Source organism: Nostoc sp. UIC 10630 (genome assembly GCF_010747425.1).
Taxonomy (GTDB): Bacteria; Cyanobacteriota; Cyanobacteriia; order Cyanobacteriales; family Nostocaceae; genus Nostoc.
In genome coordinates, this window is the sequence record NZ_JAAGOG010000059.1 from 14,823 (window position 1) to 39,523 (window position 24,701).

The window sequence follows — 24,701 nt, forward strand, 5'->3', positions numbered from 1 at the left end:
CGCTAAAATGCACTTTTCGCCAAAGCAGGCGCAACATTTTGTTACCAAATTGATCTATTTATTGACAACCTACTACGCCCAATATACATTCTTGACTAACTTTGAAATATGCTTGCACAGCTAAAATCTTTCATTACTAAGTACCAGCCACATAATTTTTGTATTGTTTTAACTGCTAAATTCACTAATCTTTACCCACTCAGCACTCAGCACTCTTCATTGATTGATAGTCCACGCCTTGGCGTAGTGCGTCATAATATTTACACTCACTAAATAGAATTTTCTTACCCAAAAACGATTACTGCTACATACCATATAATTTAATCAGTAATGATTGATTAAAATTAATCAATCAATTGAATGATGGAAAATTTTTCTAATCTAACGCCAAAGATATTTAAAACAAAATCGTATAATAGTTTAGTCAATAAATGCTAGCTTTACCAATATAACTGGGAACATCGCATTTTTGCTGAGTATACTATATATCTTGTATCTTGAGAAAGTTCGACAACTAAGGACTTATCTAAAAATTCTGAGTTTTCAGTCTTGAGTTTAGACTTATACAATACTTATATAGATTTGGACACTGCTACTTTGTCAACAGTACGTAAAAATTATTTTGGCTAGAATAGCTCAAACAAGTTTTACAAAGAGTCTTTTTTCTGCAAGTTGTGAGGGGTAAAGACCTCTACTCCGAATACCACAAACAATCTACGACCTGTACACGGAACTTTGGCTAATGACACCGGATACGCTAATGACCCCGGAAAAAATTTTCCTGGATGGAAAAACTTTTATTCCTGCTGAACAATTACCTATCCCGGAGTGGCCTTGTGTTGTGAGTGAAAGACCACAACCGACACTGACGGTTAAAGATGATGATTTATTTTTCGTGACAGATACTATCGGGAATATTTCTGGCTGTTCCCTCAGTGAGGGTAATCCCAGCATGGGGCTGTTTTGCTGTGATACGAGATTTCTCAATCGCTTAGAGTTGCAAATTGAAGGGCGATCGCCTGTACTTCTCAGTAGTACTGCCGGAAAAGGGTTTTCACTCTCAGTTTTGTGTACTAACCCCAGAATTGACGAACGCCTAAGAGCCGAAACTATCGGAATTCGGCGAGAAATAGTACTCAATGGCGCTCTATTTGAAGAAATAGAAGTATCTAACTACAGCACAACAACTGTCAATTTTGAACTAAGTATCAGCTTCGATGCAGATTTTGTTGATTTATTTGAAGTCCGGGGTTATGACAGAGAAAAACGCGGTAGGCTTTTACGTCTACTAGAACCCACGACTGAAGAAGGAATTGTCGATGGCGTTTCACCATTACCTAAAGACCCATCAACTTTTAGGGAACAATCCTTAACACTTGCCTATCAAGGTTTGGATGGTTCGGTGATGGAATCTCGGATTTTATTCCAGCATCGTCAACCAGACTATTTCAAAGGTTACACTGCGGTTTGGCAGCTAGAGTTGGCTTCTCACGAAACCCAAAAGCTGGGTTATCGGGTGAATATGTTGAAAAACAACCAATCTAGTTCAACTGTAAGCGCCGCCATTACTTTAGGACAGGCGAAAGCTGCTGAGTTGATGGAGGAGCAACACTGGGTACAGCAAATTACCCGCATTAGCTCAGATAAAAGCACTTTCAATCGAGTGATTGAGCGGGCCGAGCAAGATATGTATTTGTTGCGCCAATCTTTTGGAAAGCATAAGACAGTTTCGGCTGGAGTACCGTGGTTTTCTACACTATTTGGGCGGGATTCGCTGATTACAGCTTCCCAAACCCTGATGTTAAACTCGCAAATCGCCAAAGAAACCCTAATATTACTGGCGACATACCAAGGCAAAATCGACGACGAATGGCGCGAAGAAGAACCGGGTAAGATTTTGCACGAGTTACGTTTGGGAGAAATGGCTCGTTGTCAAGAAATTCCTCACACGCCATACTACGGTACAGTTGATGCGACTCCCCTGTGGCTAATGCTGTATGCCGAACATTATGCTTGGACTCACGACCAAGAACTCCTAGAGTTACTTTGGCCAAATGCTTTAGCAGCAATGGACTGGATCGATCGCAATACCAAACAAACCAGTTACCTCAGCTACTACCGTAAATCTAAACGCGGTCTTGCTAACCAAGGTTGGAAAGACTCTGGCGACTGCATTGTCAACCATAAGGGAGAATTAGCTAACGGCCCGATTGCCCTTTGTGAGGTGCAAGCTTATGTCTATGCTGCAAAAATGCGCCTAGCAGAAATAGCGAGAATGAAAAAGCGCCTTGATTTGGCAGATCGTTGGCAAGAAGAGGCTAGAAGTCTCAAGGTTCGTTTTAATCGAGATTTTTGGGTAGAAGACCAGGATTTCTGCGCCTTGGCTTTGGATGGAGATGGTAAACCTGTAGACAGTATTACCTCAAACCCTGGTCATTGTCTGCATTTGGGTCTTTTCACCCACGAAAGAGCCTACAGTGTCGCAGAACGGTTGCGGGCACCAGATATGTTTAATGGTTGGGGCATTCGTACCCTGAGTAGTTTGTCACCCGCTTACAATCCAATGGGTTATCACATTGGTTCGGTTTGGCCCCATGATAACGCTCTGATTGCAATGGGATTGCGATCGCTCGGTCTAATCGATCAAGCCTTAGAACTTTTCCAAGGTTTATTCGATATGACCAGTCAGCAGCCTTATGAACGTCCTCCAGAACTCTTCTGCGGCTACGAACGGAACGGTGATAATGCCCCTGTGCAGTATCCAGTTGCTTGCACTCCCCAAGCTTGGGCGACTGGTAGTATCTTCCAACTGCTGCAAATGATGGTCAACTTGGTGCCTGATGCTCAAAATAACTGCTTGCGAATAATCGACCCTGCTTTGCCAGAATCGATTAATCGCCTATCATTTCACAATTTGCGAGTCGGCCCCACCATTCTCGATTTAGAATTCGAGCGTTCTGGTACAACTACTGCTTGTCGCGTTGCGAAAAAACGGGGCAATTTGCGGGTAGTTATTGAAGCATAGAGCGAGTAGGGAGTGGTAAACAATCTACTCCCTATTTTATGATTGGTGCGTAGGCGTAGCCCGTCTTAGACATCCCTCGTTGAACTTCACTTTTATCTTGCAATACAGTTCAGTTAAGGCTAAAACTATTTGCCAAAATCAACGTCGTAAACGTTAAGGCACGGGCATCAAGTTCACCTTGTCGGCGATATAGCGCCACCACAAAGATGGCAAGAACAATTACCAAAATTCCCACCCCTTGTAGCACTGCCAATCCTAAAGTTTTCCTACCAAATAATGGTTCTTTGGGGTGACGAGGAGGACGCTGCATCACCGTTGCTTCTGCGGGTTCTTCCGGGATAATCACCCGTAATCATCACAACTCGAATACCTGCGGTATAACATTCTTGAATTGCCGCCGCAACGTTTGGACGCACTGGATCAGACAGTCCTACCAATCCGAGAAATTGAAAAGGAAAGTCATGTTGCTCATCGGGTAAATGATTTGGATTAAGTGACGGATGAGGCGTTAAAAATGGCGGTGGCGCATCAACAAGGGAGGCTTTGGCAACGCCTAATACACGCAATCCTTGATTGGCCATTTCACTGATTTGGGCTGCCATAATTTTCTGCTGTTGGGGCGTGAAATGACAGAGATCCGCGATCGCTTCCGGCGCTCCTTTCGCTGCAATTTCATACTGCTTGCCATCGCCTAGACTGCCAAACGTGAGACATTGCCAATAGATGCGGTGAGAGCGGATATTCTCGTAACAGTATCCAACCGTTGTGCAGATGTTCAGTGTAGATCAGCAAGGTTATCTATTCAGGATTTAAAAAAATTGGATACTGACATCTATGCCTCAAGTCATCCCCTCATTTTGGAGCCTACCTGCCGAACAGGTATTAGATCAGCTCAAGAGTAGCCACCAGGGTTTGAGTCGCCAAGAGGCGCAGCAACGGCTCACTCAATATGGTACAAACAGTCTGAAGCAAAAGCGACAGTCATCCACACTACTCCTGTTGCTGAACCAGTTTAAGAGTCCGATTATTTTGATTTTAATGGCAGCTGCTATTCTCTCCAGTTTTCTTGGAGATGTCATTGATACTATTATTATTCTGACGATCGTACTAATTAGTGGGCTATTAGGATTTTGGCAAGAGCGGGGAGCTAGAGATGCCGTAACGAAGCTACTGGCTTTAGTGCAAGTAAAAGCCACAGTTTTGAGAGATGGTCAATCTCAAGAAATCTCTAATGAGGAGGTGGTTCCGGGTGACATTGTGTTGCTTGCTGCTGGCGATAGTATCCCTGGTGACTGCCTGATTTTAGAGTCGAAGGATCTGTCAGTGAATGAAGCAGCACTAACGGGAGAAACCTATCCTGCTGACAAACTGGGTGGCGTATTGCCGAACGAAGTCGGACTCAGCCAGCGAACAAACACCCTTTAGGACTAACGCAATCAGTGGTACAGCGAAAGCGGTTGTGGTGCAGACAGGAAAGCAGACTGAATTTGGCAAGGTATCAGAACGCCTGAAACTCAGACCACCCAAAACCGAATTTGAAAGGGGACTGGGCAAGTTTGGCTATTTTCTCATGGAAGTGACGTTGATTTTGGTTGTTCTAATTTTTGTCGCCAACGTCTACTTGCAACGTCCTGTTCTACAATCTTTTCTATTCTCCCTAGCGCTTGCAGTCGGTCTGACTCCCCAATTGTTGCCCGCGATCGTTAGCGTTAACTTGGCTCGCGGTGCTAAACAAATGGCGAAAAAGCAGGTGATTGTGAAACGACTGTCTGCGATTGAAAATTTTGGCAGCATGAACGTGTTTTGTACAGATAAAACGGGCACGCTGACGGAAGGGGAAGTGAAAATTCACGCTGCGGTTGATGTGGAGGGGAAAGAGAGCGTTGGCGGAGCCTCGCCGCAGGCGACTCGCGTTTTGCTTTAGCCTATTTGAATGCTGCGTCTGAATCAGGTTATGTAAATCCCATCGATGCCGCAATTCGTCAGCACAAGCAATTTGACATTTCTGCCTATCAGAAACTAGATGAAGTACCTTATGATTTCAATCGCAAACGTCTAAGTATTCTGTTGAAGAAAGATAATAAGAATCTGATTGTCAGCAAAGGGGCGCTAAAGGCAATTCTTGATGTTTGCTCAACCGTCGAAACTGGTGACGGAAAGACAATTGATATTACTATACAGCAGGACAAAATTCAACAACGGGCAGAGGAACTTGGTAGTGAAGGGTTTCGGGTCTTAGGGGTGGCTTACCGCAACTGCGTAGCTTGCGTGTCGTCTGACGACAATCGCAATTCCTTCACCAAAGACGATGAAACAAACATGACGTTTTTGGGTTATCTTGCTCTTTTCGATCCACCAAAAGCAGATATTGCTGATACGCTCAAATACGTGTTTATGGCAACAAGTGCTAATTTCGGCAATATGTTTAGCATGGCAGGTATTTCCCTGGTTCTACCCTTCTTACCCTTGCTACCCAGCCAAATTTTGCTCACAAACCTGTTGACCGATTTCCCAGAAATGACGATCGCAACCGATCGCGTAGACCGGGAAATGGTCAACAAACCCCGGCGGATGAACATAGCATTTATCCGTAACTTTATGGTGGTGTTTGGGCTGCTGAGTTCAGTCTTTGATTACCTCACCTTTGCGGCATTCCTATTGCTGCTGCACGCCAACTCAGCGCAATTTAGAACCGGTTGGTTTATGGAATCAGTGATTTCTGCGTCTATGATTGTGCTGGTAATTCGGACACGGCAATCTATCCTCACGAGCAAGCCAGGAAAGTACTTATTGACGGCAACGATCGCGATCGCCATTGTCACCCTCCTGATTCCTTATACTCCAGTTGCAGGTTTACTAGGGTTCCAACCTTTACCCATTGAATTCCTTTTGGTGCTGGCAGCAATTGTGGGACTTTATATCATCTGTGCAGAAAACGTTAAACGGATTTTCTATCAACACGTCCAGTCTTAACCAAAAAAAGTGTAGCTATGGCAGAATCAGCCTATCTGCTTGAGTAGAAATAGCCTAGACAATAATTGTCAATCGAAAAATAAAAAACGAGCGCGGAGGGATTTGAACCCCCGACCCACAGAACCGGAATCTGTTGCTCTATCCACTGAGCCACGCGCCCTTAATCTCCCCCATTATAGCACGTCTATGATAAAATTTGCAGCCTAGAAAAACTTGGTTTATAAGTTCACAGATAATTAGCTGGGTCTACTGGTGTACCATTCCGACGGACTTCAAAGTGGAGGTGGGGCCCAGTTGAGAAACCTGTGGAACCCACAGCACCGATCGCTTGTCCGCGTTCAACGGCTTGTCCTTCAGAAACATATAACTCGCTGGTATGTCCATATAATGTAGTAAGGCCATTGCCGTGGTCAATAATTACCGCTCTGCCATAACCACCATACCACCCAGCAAAAATCACTCTGCCTGAATCGGCTGCCCGAATTTTACTACCATAGCTAGCGGCAAAATCTAACCCGGCATGAAAGCGACGATAGCCAAGGATTGGGTGTATCCGCCAGCCGAAGGGACTACTAGTAGAAGCGTCGCTAGGATATGCCATTACACCGGTTCCTCGAATGATCACACTTGTCCGGCTGTTGGTTTTTGTTTGCGCCTCTTCTGTTGCTCTGGCTTCTCCTACCTTTCGTTGAATCAAGGCTTCCAGATTTTTGGATTCCCTCTCTAGCTGGTTTTGCGCTGCTTCCAAGGCCAGGCGATCACTATTGAGGCGTTGAATCAATTCTGATTGTGACTCCGCCTGAGTTTGATAACCGGCTTTTTGTGCTAGTAATTGCTCACGAATCAAGGCAATTTCGTTTTTTTGTTGTTCTATGCCCGTTTTTTGTTGATTTATCAGGTTTGCTTGGGCGTTGAGTTTCACCAAAATTTGCTCGTCTGCCTGATACACTAATTTCAACTGATGACGACGACTGATAAAATCGCTGATATTTTCACTTTGGAGCAAAACTGCCCAGCCAACAGATGCAGGCGATCGCTGGAGATAACGCAATCGTGCTACTGTTGCTATTTGCCGCTCCTCGTAGGAACGTTCTGCTACGGCTAAATCAGTTTCCAACTGCTGGAGGCGTTGGGTGGCGAGTTGTAATCGAGATTCGCTCTCTTGAATGTAGCTATCTGTAGTTTGCAGATTTTGCTTTAAACCAGTGAGGTGTTTTTGGGCCTCTTGTTGGAGATTTGTTAAGCGATTGCGATCGTTAACCACACTCTGACGCTGCCGGTTCATTTGTTGCTGCTGTTGTCGCAGAGTATCAATAGACCCTGCGGAAGTTGCGTGTACTGCAATTAATGACAAACAAATCCACAAGATACAGGAAAATACAAGAAATAAACAGCCAAAAATCAGATTTTTACCTAGAAATCGCGCTCTCATAGCGTGAGCCTAACTAAAACGATGCCTTCAAACACTATGAGGATTATTCCCAAAATTTGATTCACCCGCTCCATGTATCAAATTGATCTGCCAAGTTGTAACACAAAGATTCTTGCTATGTCAGCATTGAGCAGGTAAACCTAGTGTTCTGTCCCATTAAATATAATGGGTGAACTCATTCTTAACTTTTCTTCCTTCGCGCTCTTTGCGTCCTTTGCGGTTCGTTCTCTTATCCCTCAAAATTAATGGGACACGCCCTAGATCACAAAGACGCGATAAATCGCCGTTTTTACAATAATTCAGTCCTTTGTAGACACAGTGATTTATCGCGTCTCTTGCCTTAACCGAACCGTATTGAGAGTATGCCTATCATTGCACCTACATTCATCGCATTAATGTATTTGCTGATGGGACTTGGGGATTACTGGGAGGAATAATCACAACGCTAGGAATACATGGATTAGTCACGGTTAGAGATTGTCCAAGAAATGAATTAAACACAGAGGCAAGGCAGCGCGGTCTTGGGGGTTTCCCCCATGAGTGACTGCCGCGCAGAGAACGCAGAGTGAGGAGAGAGAAGATTTTGGCGTTAGTTAATGCTGTTTCTGCTAGAGTTTCAATTAACCTAAAATTTATAATTTAGCACGGGCTAAATACCCCGCGATCGCTAATAGGACTTAGGGCTGATGCAAAGGCAAGAAAAAATTTCACAAGTAATAGTGACTGCTGGGCAGATGCGCGATATTGAAGATCGGATCTTTGCAGCAGGAATGCCTGTAGTAGCTTTAATGGAAAAGGTGGCGGGATTAGTTGCCCGTCGGATTCAAGCGATCCCCCCAATTCCCCGTAAAAAGGAGTTGCCGCAAGCGGTGGGATCTCGTGTTGGAATTCTTGTCGGCCCTGGTCATAATGGTGGGGATGCTTTAGTAGTAGCCCGTGAATTACACTTTCGTGGGTATGAGATTTGGATTTATTCTCCTTTCTCTAAGTTTAAGGAATTAACTTCGCAGCACTTGCAGTATGCTCAGAGTTTGGGCATTCCAATTTATCAAACAATTGAGCAACTGCCAGATTCTGATTTGTTGATTGATGGCTTGTTTGGGTTTGGTTTAGAAAAAAACCTGACTGATCCTATTGCCTCTGCAATTAATCAGCTAAATGAATTGTCTGTGCCGATTTATAGTATCGATTTACCTTCAGGTTTACATACCGACACAGGCGAAGTATTAGGAACTGCCATTCGCGCCACTCACACTTTTTGCTTGGGTTTATGGAAACTAGCTTTCTTCCAAGATCAGGCGCTGGAATATATTGGCAAAGCTGAGTTAATCGATTTTGATATTCCTTTAGCTGATGTAGAAGCTGTTCTCAAAGATGCACCCAGCATTAAACGTATTACACCAGCAACGGCACTGGCTACTTTACCCTTACCTCGTCCACCAGTTACCCACAAATATAAAGAAGGACATTTACTCCTGATTTGCGGTTCGCGGCGTTATGCCGGCGGAGCAATTTTAACTGGTTTGGGTGCTAGGGCTAGTGGTGTGGGGATGCTTTCTATTGCTGTGCCCGAATCGCTAAAATCTCTTTTGGTGTCGCACTTGCCAGAAGCGCTAATCGTCGGTTGTCCAGAGACGGAAAGTGGAGCGTTCACCGAAGGTGTTGGCGGAGCCATCGCTCAATTGCAATTACCCGAAAAAACCGATCTGACTTCCTTTAATGCGATCGCTTGTGGCCCTGGTTTAACACGAGATGCTACTCCCATTGTGCAAGAGGTCATAAAAAGCGATCGCCCTTTGATTCTTGATGCCGATGGTTTAAATATTTTGGCACAAATGGGAGCGATCGCCACTTTAAAAAAACGTCTTGGTGTAACCGTACTCACACCGCACACTGGTGAATTCCAGCGATTGTTTCCTGATGTCGCTGATGCTAAACATGACAGGGTGAAATCAGCACAGGAAGCAGCCCTACAAAGTGGGGCGGTGGTGTTATTGAAAGGGGCGAGAACTGCGATCGCAAACCCTCAAGGTGGCATTTGGATGATTACTGAAAGCACACCCGCTTTGGCACGTGGAGGTAGCGGTGATGTATTAACTGGACTACTAGGTGGATTGTTGGCACAAGCCGCAACTAAACAGATTTCTGTAGAAGATATTGTGGCAACTGCCGCTTGGTGGCATTCACAAGCCGGGATTTTGGCAGCCCAAGAGCGGACTGAATTGGGTGTAGATGCCTTTACATTGACACAATATTTGCTCAAAGTTCTCAGTTTAGTTACCATACCTTAGCCAAAATAAGATGTTGGGATAAGGTAATAGGCAAATATGGTTTTCGAGTACACTAACGCATTTGTCACCATAGGATCGGTTAATTTAGATAAATTAGTAGATTTTTATACTAATTTTCTGGAGCAAAAAGCAGTTATTTTGATTCCGAATGTCTATGCTGAGTTTAATTTGGTTGGTATGCGATTAGGTATTTTTAAACCCAAGAAGACAAACGAATCGGAATTTGAAGCGATGTCTAACGACAGCGCACTTGGTGTCTACGCCAAAAGTAAGATAAGTTTGTGTTTAGAAGTGAGTAACTTAAAAGATGCGATCGCTCACCTAACAGCTTTAGGCTATCCTCCACCAGGAATTATTTCCACTGCTTCCCACGGCAGAGAAATTTATGCCTATGACCCTGATGGCAATCGTCTGATTTTACATCAAGCTGCTACTACAGAAAGTCATTAGTCATTTGTCATTAGTCATTGGTTTTGGACAAATGACATAGACGCTTCTGCGGCTTCCCGCAGGGTAGGACAAAGGACAAATAACAAAGGACAAAGGACAAATAAAAAAATGGCTATAACTCAAAACTATAGATTAAACGTAATTCAATGGTATCCAGGTCACATTGCGAAAGCGGAAAAGAAGCTCAAAGAACAGCTTAAGCGTGTAGATGTGGTATTTGAGGTACGAGATGCCCGAATTCCCTTAGCGACTCATCATCCCCAAATAGGTGAGTGGGTAGAGGGTAAAACACGGGTATTGATACTTAACCGAGTAGATATGATTACGCCGCAAATGCGATCGCTGTGGATAGATTGGTTTAAACGTCAAGGGGAAGTCCCTTATTTTACCAACGCTCAACATGGTAAAGGTATAGCAGAAGTGGCGCGGGCAGCGCAAGCGGCCGGAGTAGAACTCAATCAAAGAAGAAGCGATCGCGGAATGTTACCTCGTCCAGTCCGGGCTGTGGTAATTGGTTTTCCCAATGTTGGTAAATCAGCTTTGATTAACCGCCTTTTAGGACGGCGAGTAGTGGAAAGTGCAGCCCGTCCTGGGGTAACTCGCCAATTGCGCTGGGTGCGAATTTCTGAACATTTGGAATTGTTAGATGCTCCTGGTGTCATCCCTCTAAGGTTGGAAGACCAAGACGCAGCATTGAAATTAGCCATTTGTGATGATATCGGCGAAGCATCTTACGATAATCAGCTAGTAGCAGCAGCCTTAGTGGATTTATTCAACTACTTGGAAGCTGTAACTACAGATTTGTTACCGAGGAAACCATTACTGTCCCGCTATCAACTCGATTCGACCTCAGACACTGGGGATACTTATCTACATGCTTTAGCAGAGCATCGTTACAAAGGTGATGTAGAGCGTGCTGCAAGGCAACTTTTAACAGATTTTCGTAAGGGGTTATTAGGTGAAATGAGTTTAGAATTACCGCCCAACTAGATTACAACGATTTTTAGCCCATTTCTGAGTAGCAGGTGAGTAGCATTTAAAAATCTGGGCACTCAGATTTGGTGACATCTGGGTGACAGTAGTACCGCAAAACTGTTTGGACGTTATCGCCGATCCAGTAGGCTACCTTTTCCGGCGATGCCCCAGATGCGATCGCGCAAGTAGCGAAGGTATGCCGAGTGCTATAAGCCTTTAGGTAGGGAACAACTTTCAGAAGATCAAAACAGGACAGAGCCACCGCCAAGCAAATATAGCTACGCCACGCTGCGCGAACAGAAATCAAACCGGACTCCTATACCATTGAATAACAGTTAACAAATGACTTTTAACAAATGGCTTTATCTAACGAATTATGGGCAGCAAATCAAGACTTAGCCCAAGCTTGCCTAGAGCATCCTTTCGTTCAAGGCATTGGCAATGGTATTCTTGAGCAGGTAAAATTTGCCTACTACGTGGGGCAAGATGTATTTTTCTTAGAAGCTTTTGCGCGGACGTACAGTATCGCCGCAGCTAAAGCACCAGACTGGTTAGGTTTTACCACATTTCATAACTTAGCGAGTTCAGTTTTAGAAGAACTACGGTTGCATAGTAGCTATGCTTCCCAGTGGGGAGTGAATTTACATTCTGTGGAAGCTGGCTATGCCACCCGCCGTTATACTGATTTTTTGTTAGCAACTGCTTGGGGTGGAGATGTGGGTTTGACTGCTGCGGCGATGTCTCCTTGTATGCGTTTGTATGGTTTCTTGGGAAAACAGTTGGCTCTTCATGGTATTCCTAATCATCAATATGCAGACTGGATTCGTACTTACAGCAGTACAGACTTTCAATCACTAATAAAACAATTAGAAACTTTAGTTGAGAATTATGCTACTAACAATGCTGTAGTAAATTCAACCTACCGTTATGCGATGTTTTGTGAGTATGAATTTTTTCAAGCTGCGTGGATTTCTGCTAATAAATAAGTAATTATATAGGACTCATATTTGATTTTTGAAAAAACTCCGTATAACTCAAAAAGAGTATAAGAGGATGTTTGAAAAGTCCTCTTCTCGGTAGTGAAAAGTTCTAGATCCCCCTAAATCCCCCTTAAAAAGGGGGACTTTGATTCCGGTTCCCCCCTTAAAAAGGGGGGTTAGGGGGGATCAATAAAGCCCGCACTTCTCTACGAGACGCAGCGCGTAGCTTGCTTCCACGTTCGCGTAGTGTCCCGTAGAAAAGTAACCTGCCGCAGGCATCGCTCTTTGGGAAAAAACTTTTTAGTTTACCGATCCTAGCCATTTTTCTAGGATGAGTTCTCCCCATTTTTCCGATGTCATCTGTGTTGAGAAAAGGACACGATATGAACATCTAAGAATGTTTTTGGAAAAATCTTATGTCTTCATTAATGGCTTTGTCCAACAGTTTAGCTGACACCGTAGAACAAGCTGGAAGTGCTGTGGTTGCTGTGAATGGGGGTAATCGTGTTTCCCCAAGTGGCATTCACTGGCGTAATGGCATCATTGTTACCTCTGATGAGTCTCTCCAGCGCTATGACGATATCACCATTACTCTATCAAATGGTAGTACTGTACCAGTAACACTTGTTGGTCATGACTCTAGCACCGATATAGCTGTTTTTAAACTAGAAAATGTAGAAATACCTGTGGCAAAAGTTGGTGATGCCAAAACGCTCAAAGTTGGTCATCTGGTGTTAGGACTGGCAAGAGGTAGCGAAGGTGATTTAAGGGCGGCGATGGGTGCAGTGAGTGTAGTTAGCGGTGCATGGCGCAGTATGAATGGCGGAAATATTGACCAATTTATCCGCCCAGACATCACCCTTTACTCTGGTTTTGCAGGTGGGCCACTCGTAGATGCTGCTGGTTTTATAGTAGGTATGAATACATCAGGGCGGCGTGGTACTGCTCTGACTATTCCCAGTGCTACAGTCGATCGCGTGGTTGACCAATTAGTAGCAAAAGGACGCATTTCAAAAGGCTACTTGGGTGTAGGAATGCAACCTGTACGTTTACCAAATAACCTGAAAACTGCTCTCAATTTAACTTCTACAACTGGCGTAATTGTCGTTAATGTTGAGTCTTCTGGACCTGCTGATAATGCAGGCGTGCTGCTTGGCGATGTTTTAGTAACGTTCGATGGCGTAACTGTAGGCGATACAGGTGATGTTTTGGCGTTGCTCAATAGTAGCGATCGCATTGGTAAAACCGTCAACCTGCAAGTTGTCCGGGGTGGAGTGTTAATTGAGTTAGCGATCGCAGTTGGCGAACGACCTGTGTAATTCGTAATTCGTAATTTGTAATTTGGAACTCGAATGTTGAGCCTCTGAACTCGGAACTTTGACCTTTTTGCTCGAACGTTGAGCCTCTGAACTCGGAACTGTCAAAATTTGCTTTCCAAAGTTGGGTTGACTGATATCTTGCAGCATTCTCAATTATCCCAACCCGACTAAAAACTATTGTCAGCCAACAGATTCTACTTTGACATGGGGAAAAATTGTATAACATGGCAAACACAACATTAACTAATATCGCTGCTGAATTAACAGAGGTAGCTGCTAAACTACGCGATCGCACTGTCAAAGTGAAAAGTGGCTCTCTAGGAATCGGTTCCGGTGTAATTTGGCAATCTGACGGGCTAATTATCACTAACGCTCATGTCGCAACTAGCAACCGTGCAACTGTGGAATTGGCAGATGGAAGAGTATTTGATGCCGTGCGTACACAGTTTGATCCACAGCAGGATTTAGCAGCCCTGAAAATTGTCGCCACTGATTTAACTGCTGCAAACATTGGCAATTCTGAGGCACTACGAGTAGGTGAATTAGTCTTGGCGGTGGGTAATCCCTTTGCTGACAGTGGTGCTGTGACAACTGGAATTATCTATGCAAATAATTCGCGGGCTGTTATGGCTGATTTGCAACTATATCCTGGAAACTCTGGCGGGCCACTTGCCGATTGTCAAGGCCGAGTCGTGGGAATTAATACGATGATTGTTAATGGTTTAGCTGTGGCAGTTCCCAGCAACACCGTTGAGCGTTTTTTACAGGGAAATAGTCGTCCGCAACTAGGAGTCACGCTGCAACCTGTGCTTTTAGGTAGGCGTAGCTTGGGTTTATTGGTATTGTCAATTTTACCTGGTAGTGTCGCGGAAACTTCTGGTGTGCAAATCGGCGATATTTTAATTGGAGTTTCGGGGCGATTATTCACTACCGTGAATGATTTAACTAAATATCTCCATGACAGTAAAGGATCTGTGCCGCTACAACTCCTACGCGGCGGGCAGCAATTAGTAATTTATGTTGCAGTGCAGTCTGGAAAAACTGCTGTGGAGGCAACGTGATTCGGGTAATGGTAGTTGCCACTTCCCCTGTTGTGCGGGCAGGGTTATCAGCTGTGGTGGCTACCAATCCTCGGCTGACGGTTGTGGGGAGTGCATCCGATTTGGATGAATTGGCAAGGGAAGTTGGGCAATTACAACCAGATGTGGTGCTGGTAGATTTGAGTAGTAATCTTCAACAATCGGTGTGGGAAAAATTGCTGCTTATTCAAGAACAGCAATACCCATTAGGAACGATCGCCATTATTGAGGAACTCGACAGCATCGACTTAGAGACGGCGTTACGTTCTGGTATCCGGGGGATATTGCCCAGTACTAGCACAGAGTTAGAAATTGTCGCTGCTGTAGAGGCGATCGCTTTTGGTTTGGTGGTGCTGCACCCGGATGCTATAGAATTACTGTCTATCCGGGAGAAAGTGGTGGCAAATCCTGTACAAACATTGACACCACGCGAGATAGAAGTTTTAGGTATGCTTGGTTCTGGGTTGGGGAATAAAGCGATCGCTAAACGGTTGCAGATTTCTGAGCATACCGTCAAATTTCATCTCTCATCTATTTTTCAAAAACTCAGTGTCTCCAGCCGTACTGAGGCTGTTGCTGTGGGTGTGCGACTGGGTTTGATTATGCTGTGATTATAATACTTGTAGGTTAAAGGGAAAAGGAGTGGAAGGCTTGATATATAAGTTTTTTCCCCTTTAACATGAGTCTCTTTGCCCCAAAACCCGACAATTATTGTAACCCATAGGTGTCAACTTAACGTGAAAGCCGAGTCTGATAAGCATTTCAAAAATTTTCGATGTACCACCTAGATTTTTGATCCCCCCTAACCCCCCTTAAAAAGGGGGGAACTAGAGTTTTTTGCCCCCTTTTTAAGGGGGTTGGGGGATCTAAAACTACGGTAAATTGAGTGTTTGAGCTTAAGTTGACACCAATGATTGTAACCCCACCCCTAAAAAGTTAAATCAGGGATTTACGCCTGCCATTGGGTACATGATACATGGCAATTTTTTGTAACAAACTTATGCAAAGCTGTAAAAAGAAAATGCCTTGTTAAATAAACAGTATCTATGAACATACGTAAAGTCTCTACTACTCCCTTAAGCGACCAAAAGCCTGGTACTTCTGGGCTGCGGAAATCAGTTAAGGTTTTTCAGCAGCCCCACTACCTGGAAAATTTTATCCAATCGATCTTCGATTCTGTAGGGGACTTGCACTTTCAAACTTTAGTCGTGGGTGGTGATGGTCGTTATTACAATCGCCAAGCTATTCAAATCATTTTGAAAATGGCTGCGGCCAATGGCATTGGGCGGATTAAAGTTGGTCAACGGGGAATTTTGTCTACTCCTGCTACTTCCGCGATTATTCGTAAATATCAGGCTATTGGTGGCATCATCTTGTCTGCTAGCCATAATCCGGGCGGGCCAAATGGTGACTTTGGCGTGAAATATAACATTAGCAATGGTGGCCCAGCACCGGAAAAGGTGACAGAGGCGATTTACGATCGCAGTAAAGTCATTGATAGCTACCAAATTCTGGAAGCACTAGATGTAGATTTAGAAACTTTAGGTGAGTCACATTTGGGAGAGACGGTAGTTGAGGTAATTGACTCCGTACAGGATTATCAAGAGTTAATGGAGTCCCTGTTTGATTTTGAGCGGATTCAGCAACTGTTGACAAGAGGAAATTTTCGGTTCAGCATTGATGCCTTACATGCTGTAGCTGGCCCTTATGCCCATGCCATTTTTGAGCAACGTTTGGGCGCACCAGTGGGAACTGTGCAAAATGGTACACCCCTAGAAGACTTTGGAGGTGGACATCCTGACCCAAATCTAGTTTATGCTCATGATTTGGTGGATATTTTGTACGGAGAGAATGCACCAGACTTTGGGGCAGCTTTTGATGGAGATGGCGATCGCAATATGATCTTAGGGCGTAAGTTCTTTGTCACCCCTAGCGATAGTCTTGCAGTGTTAGCCGCAAACGCCAAGCTAGTCCCTGGTTATAGTGAAGGTTTAGCCGGGGTAGCGCGATCGATGCCTACTAGCCAAGCAGTAGATCGAGTTGCTGCTCAGATTGGGATTGAATCTTACGAAACACCCACTGGCTGGAAGTTTTTCGGCAATCTCTTAGACGCGGGTAAAGCGACTCTCTGCGGTGAAGAAAGTTTTGGTACCGGTTCTAACCATATCCGCGAAAAAGATGGGCTATGGGCTGTGCTGTTTTGGCTCAATATCCTAGCAGTCCGGCAACAATCTGTTGAGCAGATTGTACGGGAACACTGGCAGACTTATGGACGCAATTATTACTCCCGCCATGACTATGAAGAGATACAGATAGAGCAAGGCAACACTTTAATAGAAAGACTGCGTTCTTTATTGCCAAATCTTAAAGGCAAGCAATTCGGTAACTATCAAGTTGAATACAGTGATGACTTTAGTTATACCGACCCTGTTGATGGTAGCATTAGCGAGCAACAAGGTGTTCGCATTGGCTTTACCGATGGCTCCCGCATTGTAGTGCGACTTTCTGGTACGGGGACTCAAGGTGCAACCCTAAGAGTTTATCTAGAAAGCTACGAGCCAGATCCCGCCAAACATGACCTCGATCCACAGCAAGCACTTGCTTCTTTAATCACTATTGTCCAGGAGATCGCCCAGATCCGCAAACTGACAGGACGGGAACAGCCAACTGTGATTACCTAATACTTTGCTCCCGCTAGTTTTGAGGTTCGTAGTAAGGACTAAAGTTCTTACTACGAACTTGCTTACCATTTCCATTAATTGGTGAAGCCCTGATATTATATTGCCAAGTCTGTGAGTAATAGATCCTACTCTCTAGATAAGGGATTGTACCACTGATCTTTTGGCAAGAGCAGTTTATCTGACTCAGGTGGGCCCCATGTATTTGGCTCATACTCGTAAACGGGTGTGACGTTATCAAGAATTGGCTGAACAATGCGCCATTCCTCTTCTACCGTATCTTCGCGTACAAACAAGGTAGGGTCGCCCCGCATGGCATCACCCAATAGACGCTCATAGGGTTCCATCTCGTCGCCACCTCCGTAAAAGGCCAGGAGTTCAACCGCAGAGCCGCTCATATCTTCTCCAGGGATTTTAGTGCGAGCGCCCAATCCCACAATTACCTCTGGATCTAGTAAAAAACGAACATAATTAGCGTTTTCTTTTCTTTCCTCCTGGAACACATTTAAAGGTGGACACTTGAGTTTGACCATCACCTCAGTAGTTTTAACAGGTAATTTCTTCCCAGCCCGGATGTAGATGGGAACTCCTGACCACCGCCATGTATTAATAAATAACCGCACGGCAACAAATGTTTCTACTTGAGAGTCAGGAGAAACACCTTCTTCCTTGCGGTAATCAGAAAATTGACCGCGAATAATATCATCGGGTTGCAGTGAAGGTATAGCTTTGAGAATACGTTCTTTTTCATCCCGAATGGAATCGGGAGCAGTACTGGCGGGAGCATCTATGCACACTGAAGCCAATACTTGCAGCATGTGGTTTTCCACCACATCCCGAATTGCACCAGTCTCTTCATAGAAGCGCCCCCTTCCTTGAATGCCAAAGTCCTCTGCCATCACAATCTGGATACTTTCAACATAGTTGCGATTCCAGATAGGTTCAAGAAAAGAGTTGCCAAACCGAAAATAGAGTAAATTCAGCAGTGGTTCTTTGCCCAGGTAATGGTCGATGCGATAAATGGATGATTCGGGAAAAACTGATGCCAGAATTTGATTTAACTCGCGTGCTGATTCCAAATCCCGTCCAAATGGTTTTTCAATTACCACCCGCGCATTTTTAGCACAGCCTGATTCACCCAATCCTGAGACTACTTGTGCAAACAAGCTCGGTGGAATTGCCAAATAGTAGAGGGGATGAGTGGCATCACCAAGGGCTTGACGTAATTTTTCGTAAGTTTCTGGTTTGTTGTAGTCACCAGCAACGTACTGGAGTAGACCAGAAAGTTTCTCAAATGCGGCTTGATCTATACCACCATTATGTTCTAGGCTATCACGTGCCCTTTCCCTAAGTTGATCCGTCGTCCAAGGTCGTCCGGCAACCCCAATTACTGGGACATTAAGATTGCCCCGCCGTACCATTGCCTGAAGGCTGGGGAAGATTTTCTTGTAGGCCAAGTCACCTGTTGCCCCAAAAAATACCAGTGCGTCTGAATCAGGAGTTCCCATGACTAACCTCTCTAAGAATTAGCTTTTTAAAGTTGTGACTTCTGAATTCTTGCTTGTGGATTCTTTTGCAATTGGTATCAGAAAGCGCGACACTGATCAGAATTATACTCAGGGATTTCCGAAAAATAAATCATACCAATTTGGGATTTTAGATGAAAAATCCTTGCAACTTCTCAAAAATCTTAAAAATAACACTCCGGTAGATAGAAGAGACAGCGAATAGAATGTGCGGCATTACGATGATGAATTTCTAAGAAATATTTAACAAGAGTTTTAGCATTAGCTTAAACTTATATATCAAAAATTGAATTTGACTTTTTAGAAGAAATTACTTTTTTTTCTTGATAAACATACTTTTTTTATAGACTCGAATCTTGAGTTATTTTAGTACTAATAAATAGTGATTCAGCTTCAGAAATACTTCATTTATTTTATTTATCATTTCACTAAATTTTACAATTATCTATATCATTCTGAAATTTTTCTTAGTTTTTATTAGTAAATAAGGTGCGTTTTCCCTATGGTGTATATCAGTCTAAAAGAGCTACAAAATCGAATCTTGACCTAAGATTTCCCACCAACACGCCATTTATCGCTCCAATAGCCCACATCAGCAGCACTTTCGGTAATCACTCGTGAGAATCAATTGAGGAGGCGATGACTACGCTCCACCTAGCGAAGCGATCGCTCTTTGAGGAAAAACTTTTTGGTTTACTGTTTTTTAGCTAATGTGTCAGTTTAATTATTGTCCACTCAGTAAATACAACAGGCTTTGGGCTAAAATTACGTTGTTAGTAAGTGCAATTATCCAAATATCCTTATTTTAGATAACATTGCTATTGTCTAAAAGAGGATTAGCGATCGCACTGAAATTTGATTGTTCACCAATCGTAAGATTTTTAGAGGGTACTACCATGCAATATCTGCTAAAACGCGCATTCCTACCTGGCTTGATGGCTGCTACTTTAGCTGGTACTAGCTTAATCCCGATTCAACCTGCTTCTGCTGATGACCGAGTTATTAATAATGCAGCCATTGGAGCCGGGGCAGGTGTATTAAGTGGAGTTGTAACAAATTGTGGTTCCGTATTAGACAATGCTTTTAAAGGTGCTGCTGCTGGTGCTGCTGTTAATGCTGCCAATGGTGCAAGACGCACCACAGCCAGAAGAAGAAACGGACGTTTACCTGTTCAAGATATCGCTGTAGGTGCTGGTGCTGGTGTATTGGCAGGTGCAATTTCTGGTGGTTGTAGAACTACCTGGAAAAATGGTGTCAACGGTGCTGCTGCTGGTGCTGCGGTTAATTTATTAGATAGAAGACCCAGAAGAAGATAAGAAGATCAGCAACAACCAGAAGATTAATGAGAGTTAGTTTCTTCCATGTCCTGTTCTCCCTGTGGGGGAAATTGGTCAGAGGACTGTTGTTGTGTTTCACCCGCAATTCATATCACATCTTACCCGGAGGGGAGTGTGAGATGAATTGCGGTTTCAGCTAAATATTCAAGCGATCCTGGAGTAAACATTGGATACGTTTGCCCTACTACGGATAGAGAGATCGCTGCTACTGTTTTTGATTCTTTCTGATAGGTGCAGAAACTGACCCCGTTTTTAATTGGAGTAGGCGCTGAGTCAGGTCGCATTGAGTCAGCAAATGTAATATGGCTGGAGTACAACAAGGACAAAACAATGGTTCAAGGGGAAGCATGACTATTACTGTCTCAGATTTGTATATTGAGTTAGGCATTCATGGTGTATGTACTAACGACACCAGTATATGTGACGAACTAATTCAAGAGATTCTTATCAATCTTCTCGTTTTTCATGATGAGTTTAACGATTAGAAAAACTCACTCCCGGTGCTATCGTTAGTACCACAACCGCTATCACAGGTGTTTTAGGTACCATTCAATTCAGAGTTAGTAGTTGCACCGACTGCCATTACTTGAGACCATTCACTGACGCGGTTGTTATCTAAGACGGCTCGCACTCGATAACCAAGCTGAATTTTATGCATTAGCAAGATCAAATCACGGTTGAGTAATCCTTGTGATTTTTCGTTTTCATTAGATGCAGCTTGTATACGAAAGCAGCGATCGCTTTGTCGTTTTAACTTGGGAGACTTGCCTTCCATAAGTACCGTTTGCAGTTCGTATGCTTCAGCTTCAGGATATGCTTCCCAGCAAAGTTGCCAGTAAGTCGACCAGCGAATTAACTGGGCTGGTAATTCCTCGACTTCATCCGACAATGTAGACACAAGTCGGGTGACTGAAGGTTGTACCACTTGAGGCTGACTGGAGTTGATATCAGCAGTTACAGGGTTTATAAATCCTGGTTGCCCAATCTGTGCAGCTACAGATGAACCATCATCAACAACTAATATCAGCCCGAATATCAAAGTTAACAGCAGCATCAATCGTAGGCATTGTAATTGCACTAACGACAAGATTTTCAGATTCATAATTATGCAAAAGTTAATTGCTTAGGCACAAGCCAAGAAAAAAGATACCAGCCGTTATAAAAGAGAGCTACGCTATACAACGAGCAGCTAAAAATACGGCTGGTATAGGAGTGAAAGCTGTCTCCCCTTACCACTCCACAGGTAGAATGATGCTGCCGTTGTCGGCATAGATTGTTCGAGAACGGATATGCGTTCTGGGAGCTACTGTAGAGTTGAAGACTGCGCTTCTTTGCCCAATTGCTGATCTGTTGCCAATGCTGGCGCGGAATATAACAGAGTTCGGCCCTAGCCCTACAGCATCACCTATGCTAGTTTCAGGGCCATTAGCAACACCATTGACAACCTGCCTACCGCCATGAACTAGAGTGCGAGGCCCATAACCAACACCATTACCAAGAGTCAAACTAGTGGTTTCTAATGCGTGAAAGACAACATCGTTTGCCATACCAGCAATTTGTCCAACATTAAAAGGTTCACCCTCATCAGCACGCAGCGAAATTCTATTAGCTATTTTGTTGTTGAGAGTTGGTAAAGAATCTTGGAAAGTAAGATTACCGATAATGCGGTTACGGAAGTTTGGATCACGAGTTTGACTTCCACCTATCTGCGGCAGACTTCCAGAATTAAAGAAGGTGACGGGAGCATAATTAATTCCTGTGACGTTTGTCAAGTCTGCCCTAGCTAAATCTGTGTAACCTTTGGCAAATGCTTCATTGACTTCAATAATGCCTTCCATTAATGCAACGTCTGCTTGTGTCAGGTTGACTACTTTCCCCAAACTGCCACTACTAGCTTGTAGGTTAGTTGTGACGTTTTTACCGGGCAAAACAACTTTACCAGCAGGTAAGGTAACACCAGGGCCAACCCGCGCCAGAAAGTTGACTACTGTGTTTCTTTCTATAGTTGCACCATCTATTTCACAGTTGAAGGCGAGAAATGTCTCTGGAATAGTATTACTAAACTGAGTATTGGTAACTGGGTCAGTAAAAGGCCCGGTTAAGCCTTGAGTACCGATTTTAGCTGCACCTTTGATCGTGGCCATGTGTGCCAGAATGACACGCTCGCCAATCTCCACTCCCGTTCCTGAAGCTGTGATTTTCACTTGGTCTTGGGCATTAGAATCTGCTGCAATACTAATAGGAGCATCAGTAGCATCTAACTCAGCAAATGGAGCGACGTAGACTTTTTCGCCCAAGGTAATATATGTGGGATTGGTGATTGTTGCTGTTGGGTCAACAAAACTAGCTGACTCGGAAGGTGCGGTACTTGGGCATATAGGTAGGTTTCCCACAGTTGGATTACACGTTCCTCCAGCAGCTACTGCGGGTTGTATATATATCTGCGTGCTGATGGCAAACACTAGGATAATTGCAATTAAAGCACTAAAAATTCGGCGAGGTTTGAACATGGAAAGAAAACTCCTCACGGTTTTTGGAATATTTGGCTATGGGATAATCTGCGCTCTTCAAGTAAGAGATATAGTCAAACAATTGCGTACAGTGGGCGAAATGCGATCGCCACCGCAGGAATTACTCAAAAATTACATTGCACTCGTCTGTATTTAGGCTCTTTTTCTGTTTGAGTATGAGAAATGCGGGTTAACCACCCCAATAACCTGCCAATCTGAAGACTACTTGCAAGATAGATGATAATAAGGAGTTCAAAAGTGGAACTGTAATTATCGTTGTTGCCCCAGCAGCCGCCTCATTGTAGACACTTTCCCAAGCTTCTGGCCCGCTAGTAGATTGTCCATGAACTTGTGTACTAACAGCTAACGTTAAGCCAAACGCAGCTAAACCAACTAGTATTGTGCGACGTTTCAACATGATTTCTTGATACCTAATAGTTCGCCAAATTTATTGGGTAAGGTAAAGCGAAAAGGTACAGGACATACTTAAATTTTTCGGTTTACCTAACCTAATAACTTTCAAATTTAATTTAATCAAGTACAAATTGCTACATCCAGCAATTAACAGTTCATTGTAGCCTTATTTGCTGTTTAACACTAGAGTTTTAGATATTGAAAAAATTTATGGAAATAATAAAAAAAGTATTAAATTTATAATGGAAAACTGTGTTCACAGGATAATACTTTAATTAAAAAAGTCATCTACCTTAAGGAATAAAAATTGCCTACGGTGGGCGCTTGCGCCATCGCAGTCTGCGAATTCAAGGGTGGAGTGGATGGCGTGAATCATCTGTTGATTGCCGTGTTTGGCAGACATTAAATCTTTTGTTACTCAACGGTCAATATGGTGTAACCCCTATAACCCACAGCATACACCCAATCTAAGCCCCAGCGATAGCTGTTTCTACGTCTAAAGATACAAGTTTATTTAATTTTGAGAGATTAATCAGAGATTAATGAGATATTAAGTTGAAAAACTAATTCAGATAGAAACTTATGACAACCGAGCAAGAGCTTCAATCTCTTTTTAATACCTTAGATAGCGATCAAGACGGCAAAGTATCCATTAATGATCTTTTTTTAAGTCCTGGCTTAAGTGCAATCATCTCATCCGAAACAAATACCACTAGTCCCCAGGAATTACTAGTAAATTATGATTCAGACGAAGACGGTAGTATTACCTTTGAAGAGTTAAAGGAAGCAGTTGAGAAAGCAAATAATTTAACCTAGCAACCTAATTCCTAACACCCAATACCCAAAAATCCTGAAGCTGAAATTGCAGCAAGGTTTGCACAGCGCTGGTCAGTTCTACCAACAGCTAGTCTCCACAATAGGCTTGGCTGTTGGTATTGCTGATGGTGAGCCTTACTGGAACGCATACCTGGGGCAGTGGCAGATTTGGGGTTGACTTTGGGAGCAGGTGTACGTCTTTGGTGTGCGATTGGCTCTTTGCTGTGTAGGTCAAAGTAGTTCACTGTTCCATCAAAACTGTTACTGTGAGTCGGTTATTGTACAGTTTCTTCTTTTGGAAGCAAATAATCTTTATTGCCTTGCCCTTGAAAAAGACAATTGTGTGTTCGTTATCTTCTGAGTCGCTTAAAGTAACGGGAGCAAGGTTTGTTTTAACCCAAGATTGAACCTGAACCAACTTCCCACTGATGTTTGAGCAATTCTTGGTAAGTCTTTTCCCTTATCATCATCTGCTGATACAGCATCAGCAAAAACTCTTGAGCTTGTTCACGGGACATCTGCTGCACTTGATCAGAGAAAGTTCTAAGGCTAAATTCTTGTTCTAAAGATAATTCAATGGGTTGATTCATCGCTTTTATTACCTACTCTTTTATTTGAGTTTGCTTATGTAAGCAAATATTGCTTTATATAAATAAATATTACGATGGCTTTACAAAAATTAAAGGGGTGTAAACCGTACCGGCGTAGGTTAGAAATGCCGTATCTGCTGCTGAAAACCTTGATATCACTCCATTGTGACAACCCAAGTAAAAACCTAAGTTATAAAGTTTCTCACTTTGAGGTTTTAAAAGTATTTTTACCTACATTCCGCAGGTCTATCAGGTAAGGAGATAATATTTTCGGCAAGGAGCACCGAGAAACTGGAGAATCCAACG

Annotated in this window: 26 protein-coding genes and 1 tRNA gene; 16 read left to right on the forward strand and 11 right to left on the reverse strand. The window is 43.5% G+C overall.

The genetic code is table 11. The features are described 5' to 3' along the window. Nucleotides 1-742: 742 nt before the first annotated feature. The gene (locus tag G1O98_RS15950) at nt 743-3,025 is read left to right on the forward strand and encodes an amylo-alpha-1,6-glucosidase (RefSeq protein ID WP_163929696.1); all 2,283 of its coding nucleotides are present in this window, start codon (nt 743-745) and stop codon (nt 3,023-3,025) included. 109 nt (nt 3,026-3,134) lie between these two features. Here G1O98_RS15950 and G1O98_RS40010 read toward each other — a convergent pair whose 3' ends face one another. Both G1O98_RS40010 and G1O98_RS40015 read right to left on the reverse strand, forming a co-directional pair. Further along, nucleotides 3,135-3,335: a cation-translocating P-type ATPase C-terminal domain-containing protein gene (locus G1O98_RS40010; protein ID WP_228058293.1), complete on the reverse strand. Its 201-nt coding sequence runs from the start codon at nt 3,333-3,335 to the stop codon at nt 3,135-3,137. After that, complete coding sequence (locus G1O98_RS40015) at nt 3,292-3,627, reverse strand: hypothetical protein (protein ID WP_228058301.1); 336 nt, start codon at nt 3,625-3,627, stop codon at nt 3,292-3,294. The genes G1O98_RS40010 and G1O98_RS40015 overlap by 44 nt, the downstream gene beginning before the upstream one ends. Before the next feature lie 232 nt (nt 3,628-3,859). Between G1O98_RS40015 and G1O98_RS40725 the strand changes: the two genes are divergently transcribed. Genes G1O98_RS40725 through G1O98_RS39280 form a run of 3 tightly spaced genes read left to right on the forward strand, consistent with a single transcriptional unit; the run spans nt 3,860 to nt 5,998 of the window. After that, nucleotides 3,860-4,450: an HAD-IC family P-type ATPase gene (locus G1O98_RS40725; RefSeq protein ID WP_202985796.1), complete on the forward strand. Its 591-nt coding sequence runs from the start codon at nt 3,860-3,862 to the stop codon at nt 4,448-4,450. Further along, a complete protein-coding gene (locus G1O98_RS40730) occupies nt 4,398-4,949 on the forward strand; it encodes an HAD-IC family P-type ATPase (protein ID WP_345940560.1) in 552 nt (183 codons plus the stop codon). Before G1O98_RS40725 ends, G1O98_RS40730 begins: the two co-directional genes overlap by 53 nt. A 5-nt stretch (nt 4,950-4,954) precedes the next feature. After that, the gene (locus G1O98_RS39280; protein WP_202985798.1) at nt 4,955-5,998 is read left to right on the forward strand and encodes a cation transporting ATPase C-terminal domain-containing protein; all 1,044 of its coding nucleotides are present in this window, start codon (nt 4,955-4,957) and stop codon (nt 5,996-5,998) included. 87 nt (nt 5,999-6,085) lie between these two features. On the opposite strand, the gene G1O98_RS15965 is transcribed toward G1O98_RS39280, so the two are convergent. Then, nucleotides 6,086-6,158: transfer RNA gene (locus tag G1O98_RS15965), tRNA-Arg, on the reverse strand. A gap of 66 nt (nt 6,159-6,224) precedes the next feature. Continuing rightward, entirely contained in the window at nt 6,225-7,430 is a 1,206-nt protein-coding gene (locus G1O98_RS15970) for a M23 family metallopeptidase (RefSeq protein ID WP_163929697.1), read from the reverse strand. 683 nt (nt 7,431-8,113) lie between these two features. Between G1O98_RS15970 and G1O98_RS15975 the strand changes: the two genes are divergently transcribed. From G1O98_RS15975 to ylqF, 3 genes are all read left to right on the forward strand, one after another. Next, the gene (locus G1O98_RS15975; RefSeq protein WP_163929715.1) at nt 8,114-9,721 is read left to right on the forward strand and encodes an NAD(P)H-hydrate dehydratase; all 1,608 of its coding nucleotides are present in this window, start codon (nt 8,114-8,116) and stop codon (nt 9,719-9,721) included. A gap of 36 nt (nt 9,722-9,757) precedes the next feature. After that, nucleotides 9,758-10,171, forward strand: a complete 414-nt coding sequence (locus G1O98_RS15980) for a VOC family protein (protein WP_163929698.1) — start codon at nt 9,758-9,760, stop codon at nt 10,169-10,171. Nucleotides 10,172-10,279: 108 nt separating this feature from the next. Beyond that, nucleotides 10,280-11,161, forward strand: a complete 882-nt coding sequence (ylqF, locus tag G1O98_RS15985; protein ID WP_163929699.1) for a ribosome biogenesis GTPase YlqF — start codon at nt 10,280-10,282, stop codon at nt 11,159-11,161. Nucleotides 11,162-11,207: 46 nt separating this feature from the next. Here the strand turns inward: ylqF and G1O98_RS15990 are convergent, their stop codons facing one another. Continuing rightward, nucleotides 11,208-11,453, reverse strand: coding sequence for a hypothetical protein (locus G1O98_RS15990; RefSeq protein ID WP_243458455.1), 246 nt, complete (start codon nt 11,451-11,453; stop codon nt 11,208-11,210). Nucleotides 11,454-11,502: 49 nt separating this feature from the next. Between G1O98_RS15990 and G1O98_RS15995 the strand changes: the two genes are divergently transcribed. The 5 genes from G1O98_RS15995 to G1O98_RS16015 all read left to right on the forward strand — a co-directional run bounded on the left by G1O98_RS15995 (nt 11,503) and on the right by G1O98_RS16015 (nt 17,205). Further along, complete coding sequence (locus G1O98_RS15995; protein WP_163929700.1) at nt 11,503-12,132, forward strand: TenA family protein; 630 nt, start codon at nt 11,503-11,505, stop codon at nt 12,130-12,132. 410 nt (nt 12,133-12,542) lie between these two features. Next, nucleotides 12,543-13,445 (forward strand): PDZ domain-containing protein, encoded by a 903-nt coding sequence (locus G1O98_RS16000; RefSeq protein WP_163929701.1) that lies wholly within the window; start codon nt 12,543-12,545, stop codon nt 13,443-13,445. Between the two features lie 224 nt (nt 13,446-13,669). Beyond that, nucleotides 13,670-14,506 (forward strand): trypsin-like peptidase domain-containing protein, encoded by an 837-nt coding sequence (locus G1O98_RS16005; protein ID WP_163929702.1) that lies wholly within the window; start codon nt 13,670-13,672, stop codon nt 14,504-14,506. Between the two features lie 8 nt (nt 14,507-14,514). Then, nucleotides 14,515-15,135 carry a response regulator transcription factor gene (locus G1O98_RS16010; RefSeq protein ID WP_175586700.1) on the forward strand — a complete coding sequence of 207 codons (621 nt, stop codon included), beginning with the start codon at nt 14,515-14,517 and terminating at the stop codon, nt 15,133-15,135. 435 nt (nt 15,136-15,570) lie between these two features. Then, complete coding sequence (locus G1O98_RS16015; RefSeq protein WP_163929704.1) at nt 15,571-17,205, forward strand: alpha-D-glucose phosphate-specific phosphoglucomutase; 1,635 nt, start codon at nt 15,571-15,573, stop codon at nt 17,203-17,205. Nucleotides 17,206-17,330: 125 nt separating this feature from the next. Here the strand turns inward: G1O98_RS16015 and zwf are convergent, their stop codons facing one another. Then, entirely contained in the window at nt 17,331-18,710 is a 1,380-nt protein-coding gene (zwf, locus tag G1O98_RS16020; RefSeq protein WP_163929705.1) for a glucose-6-phosphate dehydrogenase, read from the reverse strand. Between the two features lie 34 nt (nt 18,711-18,744). Here zwf and G1O98_RS16025 point away from each other — a divergent pair, with 34 nt between their 5' ends. Together G1O98_RS16025 and G1O98_RS16030 are read left to right on the forward strand one after the other, a co-directional pair. Then, complete coding sequence (locus G1O98_RS16025) at nt 18,745-18,933, forward strand: hypothetical protein (RefSeq protein ID WP_163929706.1); 189 nt, start codon at nt 18,745-18,747, stop codon at nt 18,931-18,933. A 691-nt stretch (nt 18,934-19,624) separates the two neighbouring features. Beyond that, nucleotides 19,625-20,044, forward strand: coding sequence for a hypothetical protein (locus tag G1O98_RS16030; protein WP_163929716.1), 420 nt, complete (start codon nt 19,625-19,627; stop codon nt 20,042-20,044). A gap of 559 nt (nt 20,045-20,603) precedes the next feature. On the opposite strand, the gene G1O98_RS16035 is transcribed toward G1O98_RS16030, so the two are convergent. Then, on the reverse strand, nt 20,604-21,167 hold the full coding sequence (locus G1O98_RS16035; RefSeq protein ID WP_163929707.1) for a hypothetical protein: 564 nt from the start codon (nt 21,165-21,167) through the stop codon (nt 20,604-20,606). A gap of 127 nt (nt 21,168-21,294) precedes the next feature. Further along, entirely contained in the window at nt 21,295-22,575 is a 1,281-nt protein-coding gene (locus G1O98_RS16040) for an acetyltransferase (RefSeq protein ID WP_163929708.1), read from the reverse strand. Here G1O98_RS16040 and G1O98_RS16045 point away from each other — a divergent pair. After that, nucleotides 22,574-22,732: a hypothetical protein gene (locus tag G1O98_RS16045; RefSeq protein WP_163929709.1), complete on the forward strand. Its 159-nt coding sequence runs from the start codon at nt 22,574-22,576 to the stop codon at nt 22,730-22,732. The genes G1O98_RS16040 and G1O98_RS16045 overlap by 2 nt on opposite strands. A gap of 33 nt (nt 22,733-22,765) precedes the next feature. On the opposite strand, the gene G1O98_RS16050 is transcribed toward G1O98_RS16045, so the two are convergent. Beyond that, nucleotides 22,766-22,993, reverse strand: coding sequence for a hypothetical protein (locus G1O98_RS16050; protein ID WP_114081550.1), 228 nt, complete (start codon nt 22,991-22,993; stop codon nt 22,766-22,768). Between the two features lie 578 nt (nt 22,994-23,571). Here G1O98_RS16050 and G1O98_RS16055 point away from each other — a divergent pair. Next, nucleotides 23,572-23,805 carry an EF-hand domain-containing protein gene (locus G1O98_RS16055; protein WP_163929710.1) on the forward strand — a complete coding sequence of 78 codons (234 nt, stop codon included), beginning with the start codon at nt 23,572-23,574 and terminating at the stop codon, nt 23,803-23,805. An 11-nt stretch (nt 23,806-23,816) separates the two neighbouring features. Here G1O98_RS16055 and G1O98_RS16060 read toward each other — a convergent pair whose 3' ends face one another. Then, nucleotides 23,817-24,050, reverse strand: a complete 234-nt coding sequence (locus tag G1O98_RS16060) for a hypothetical protein (RefSeq protein ID WP_163929711.1) — start codon at nt 24,048-24,050, stop codon at nt 23,817-23,819. 147 nt (nt 24,051-24,197) lie between these two features. Then, entirely contained in the window at nt 24,198-24,395 is a 198-nt protein-coding gene (locus G1O98_RS16065; protein ID WP_163929712.1) for an NblA/ycf18 family protein, read from the reverse strand. Nucleotides 24,396-24,701 lie beyond the last annotated feature (306 nt).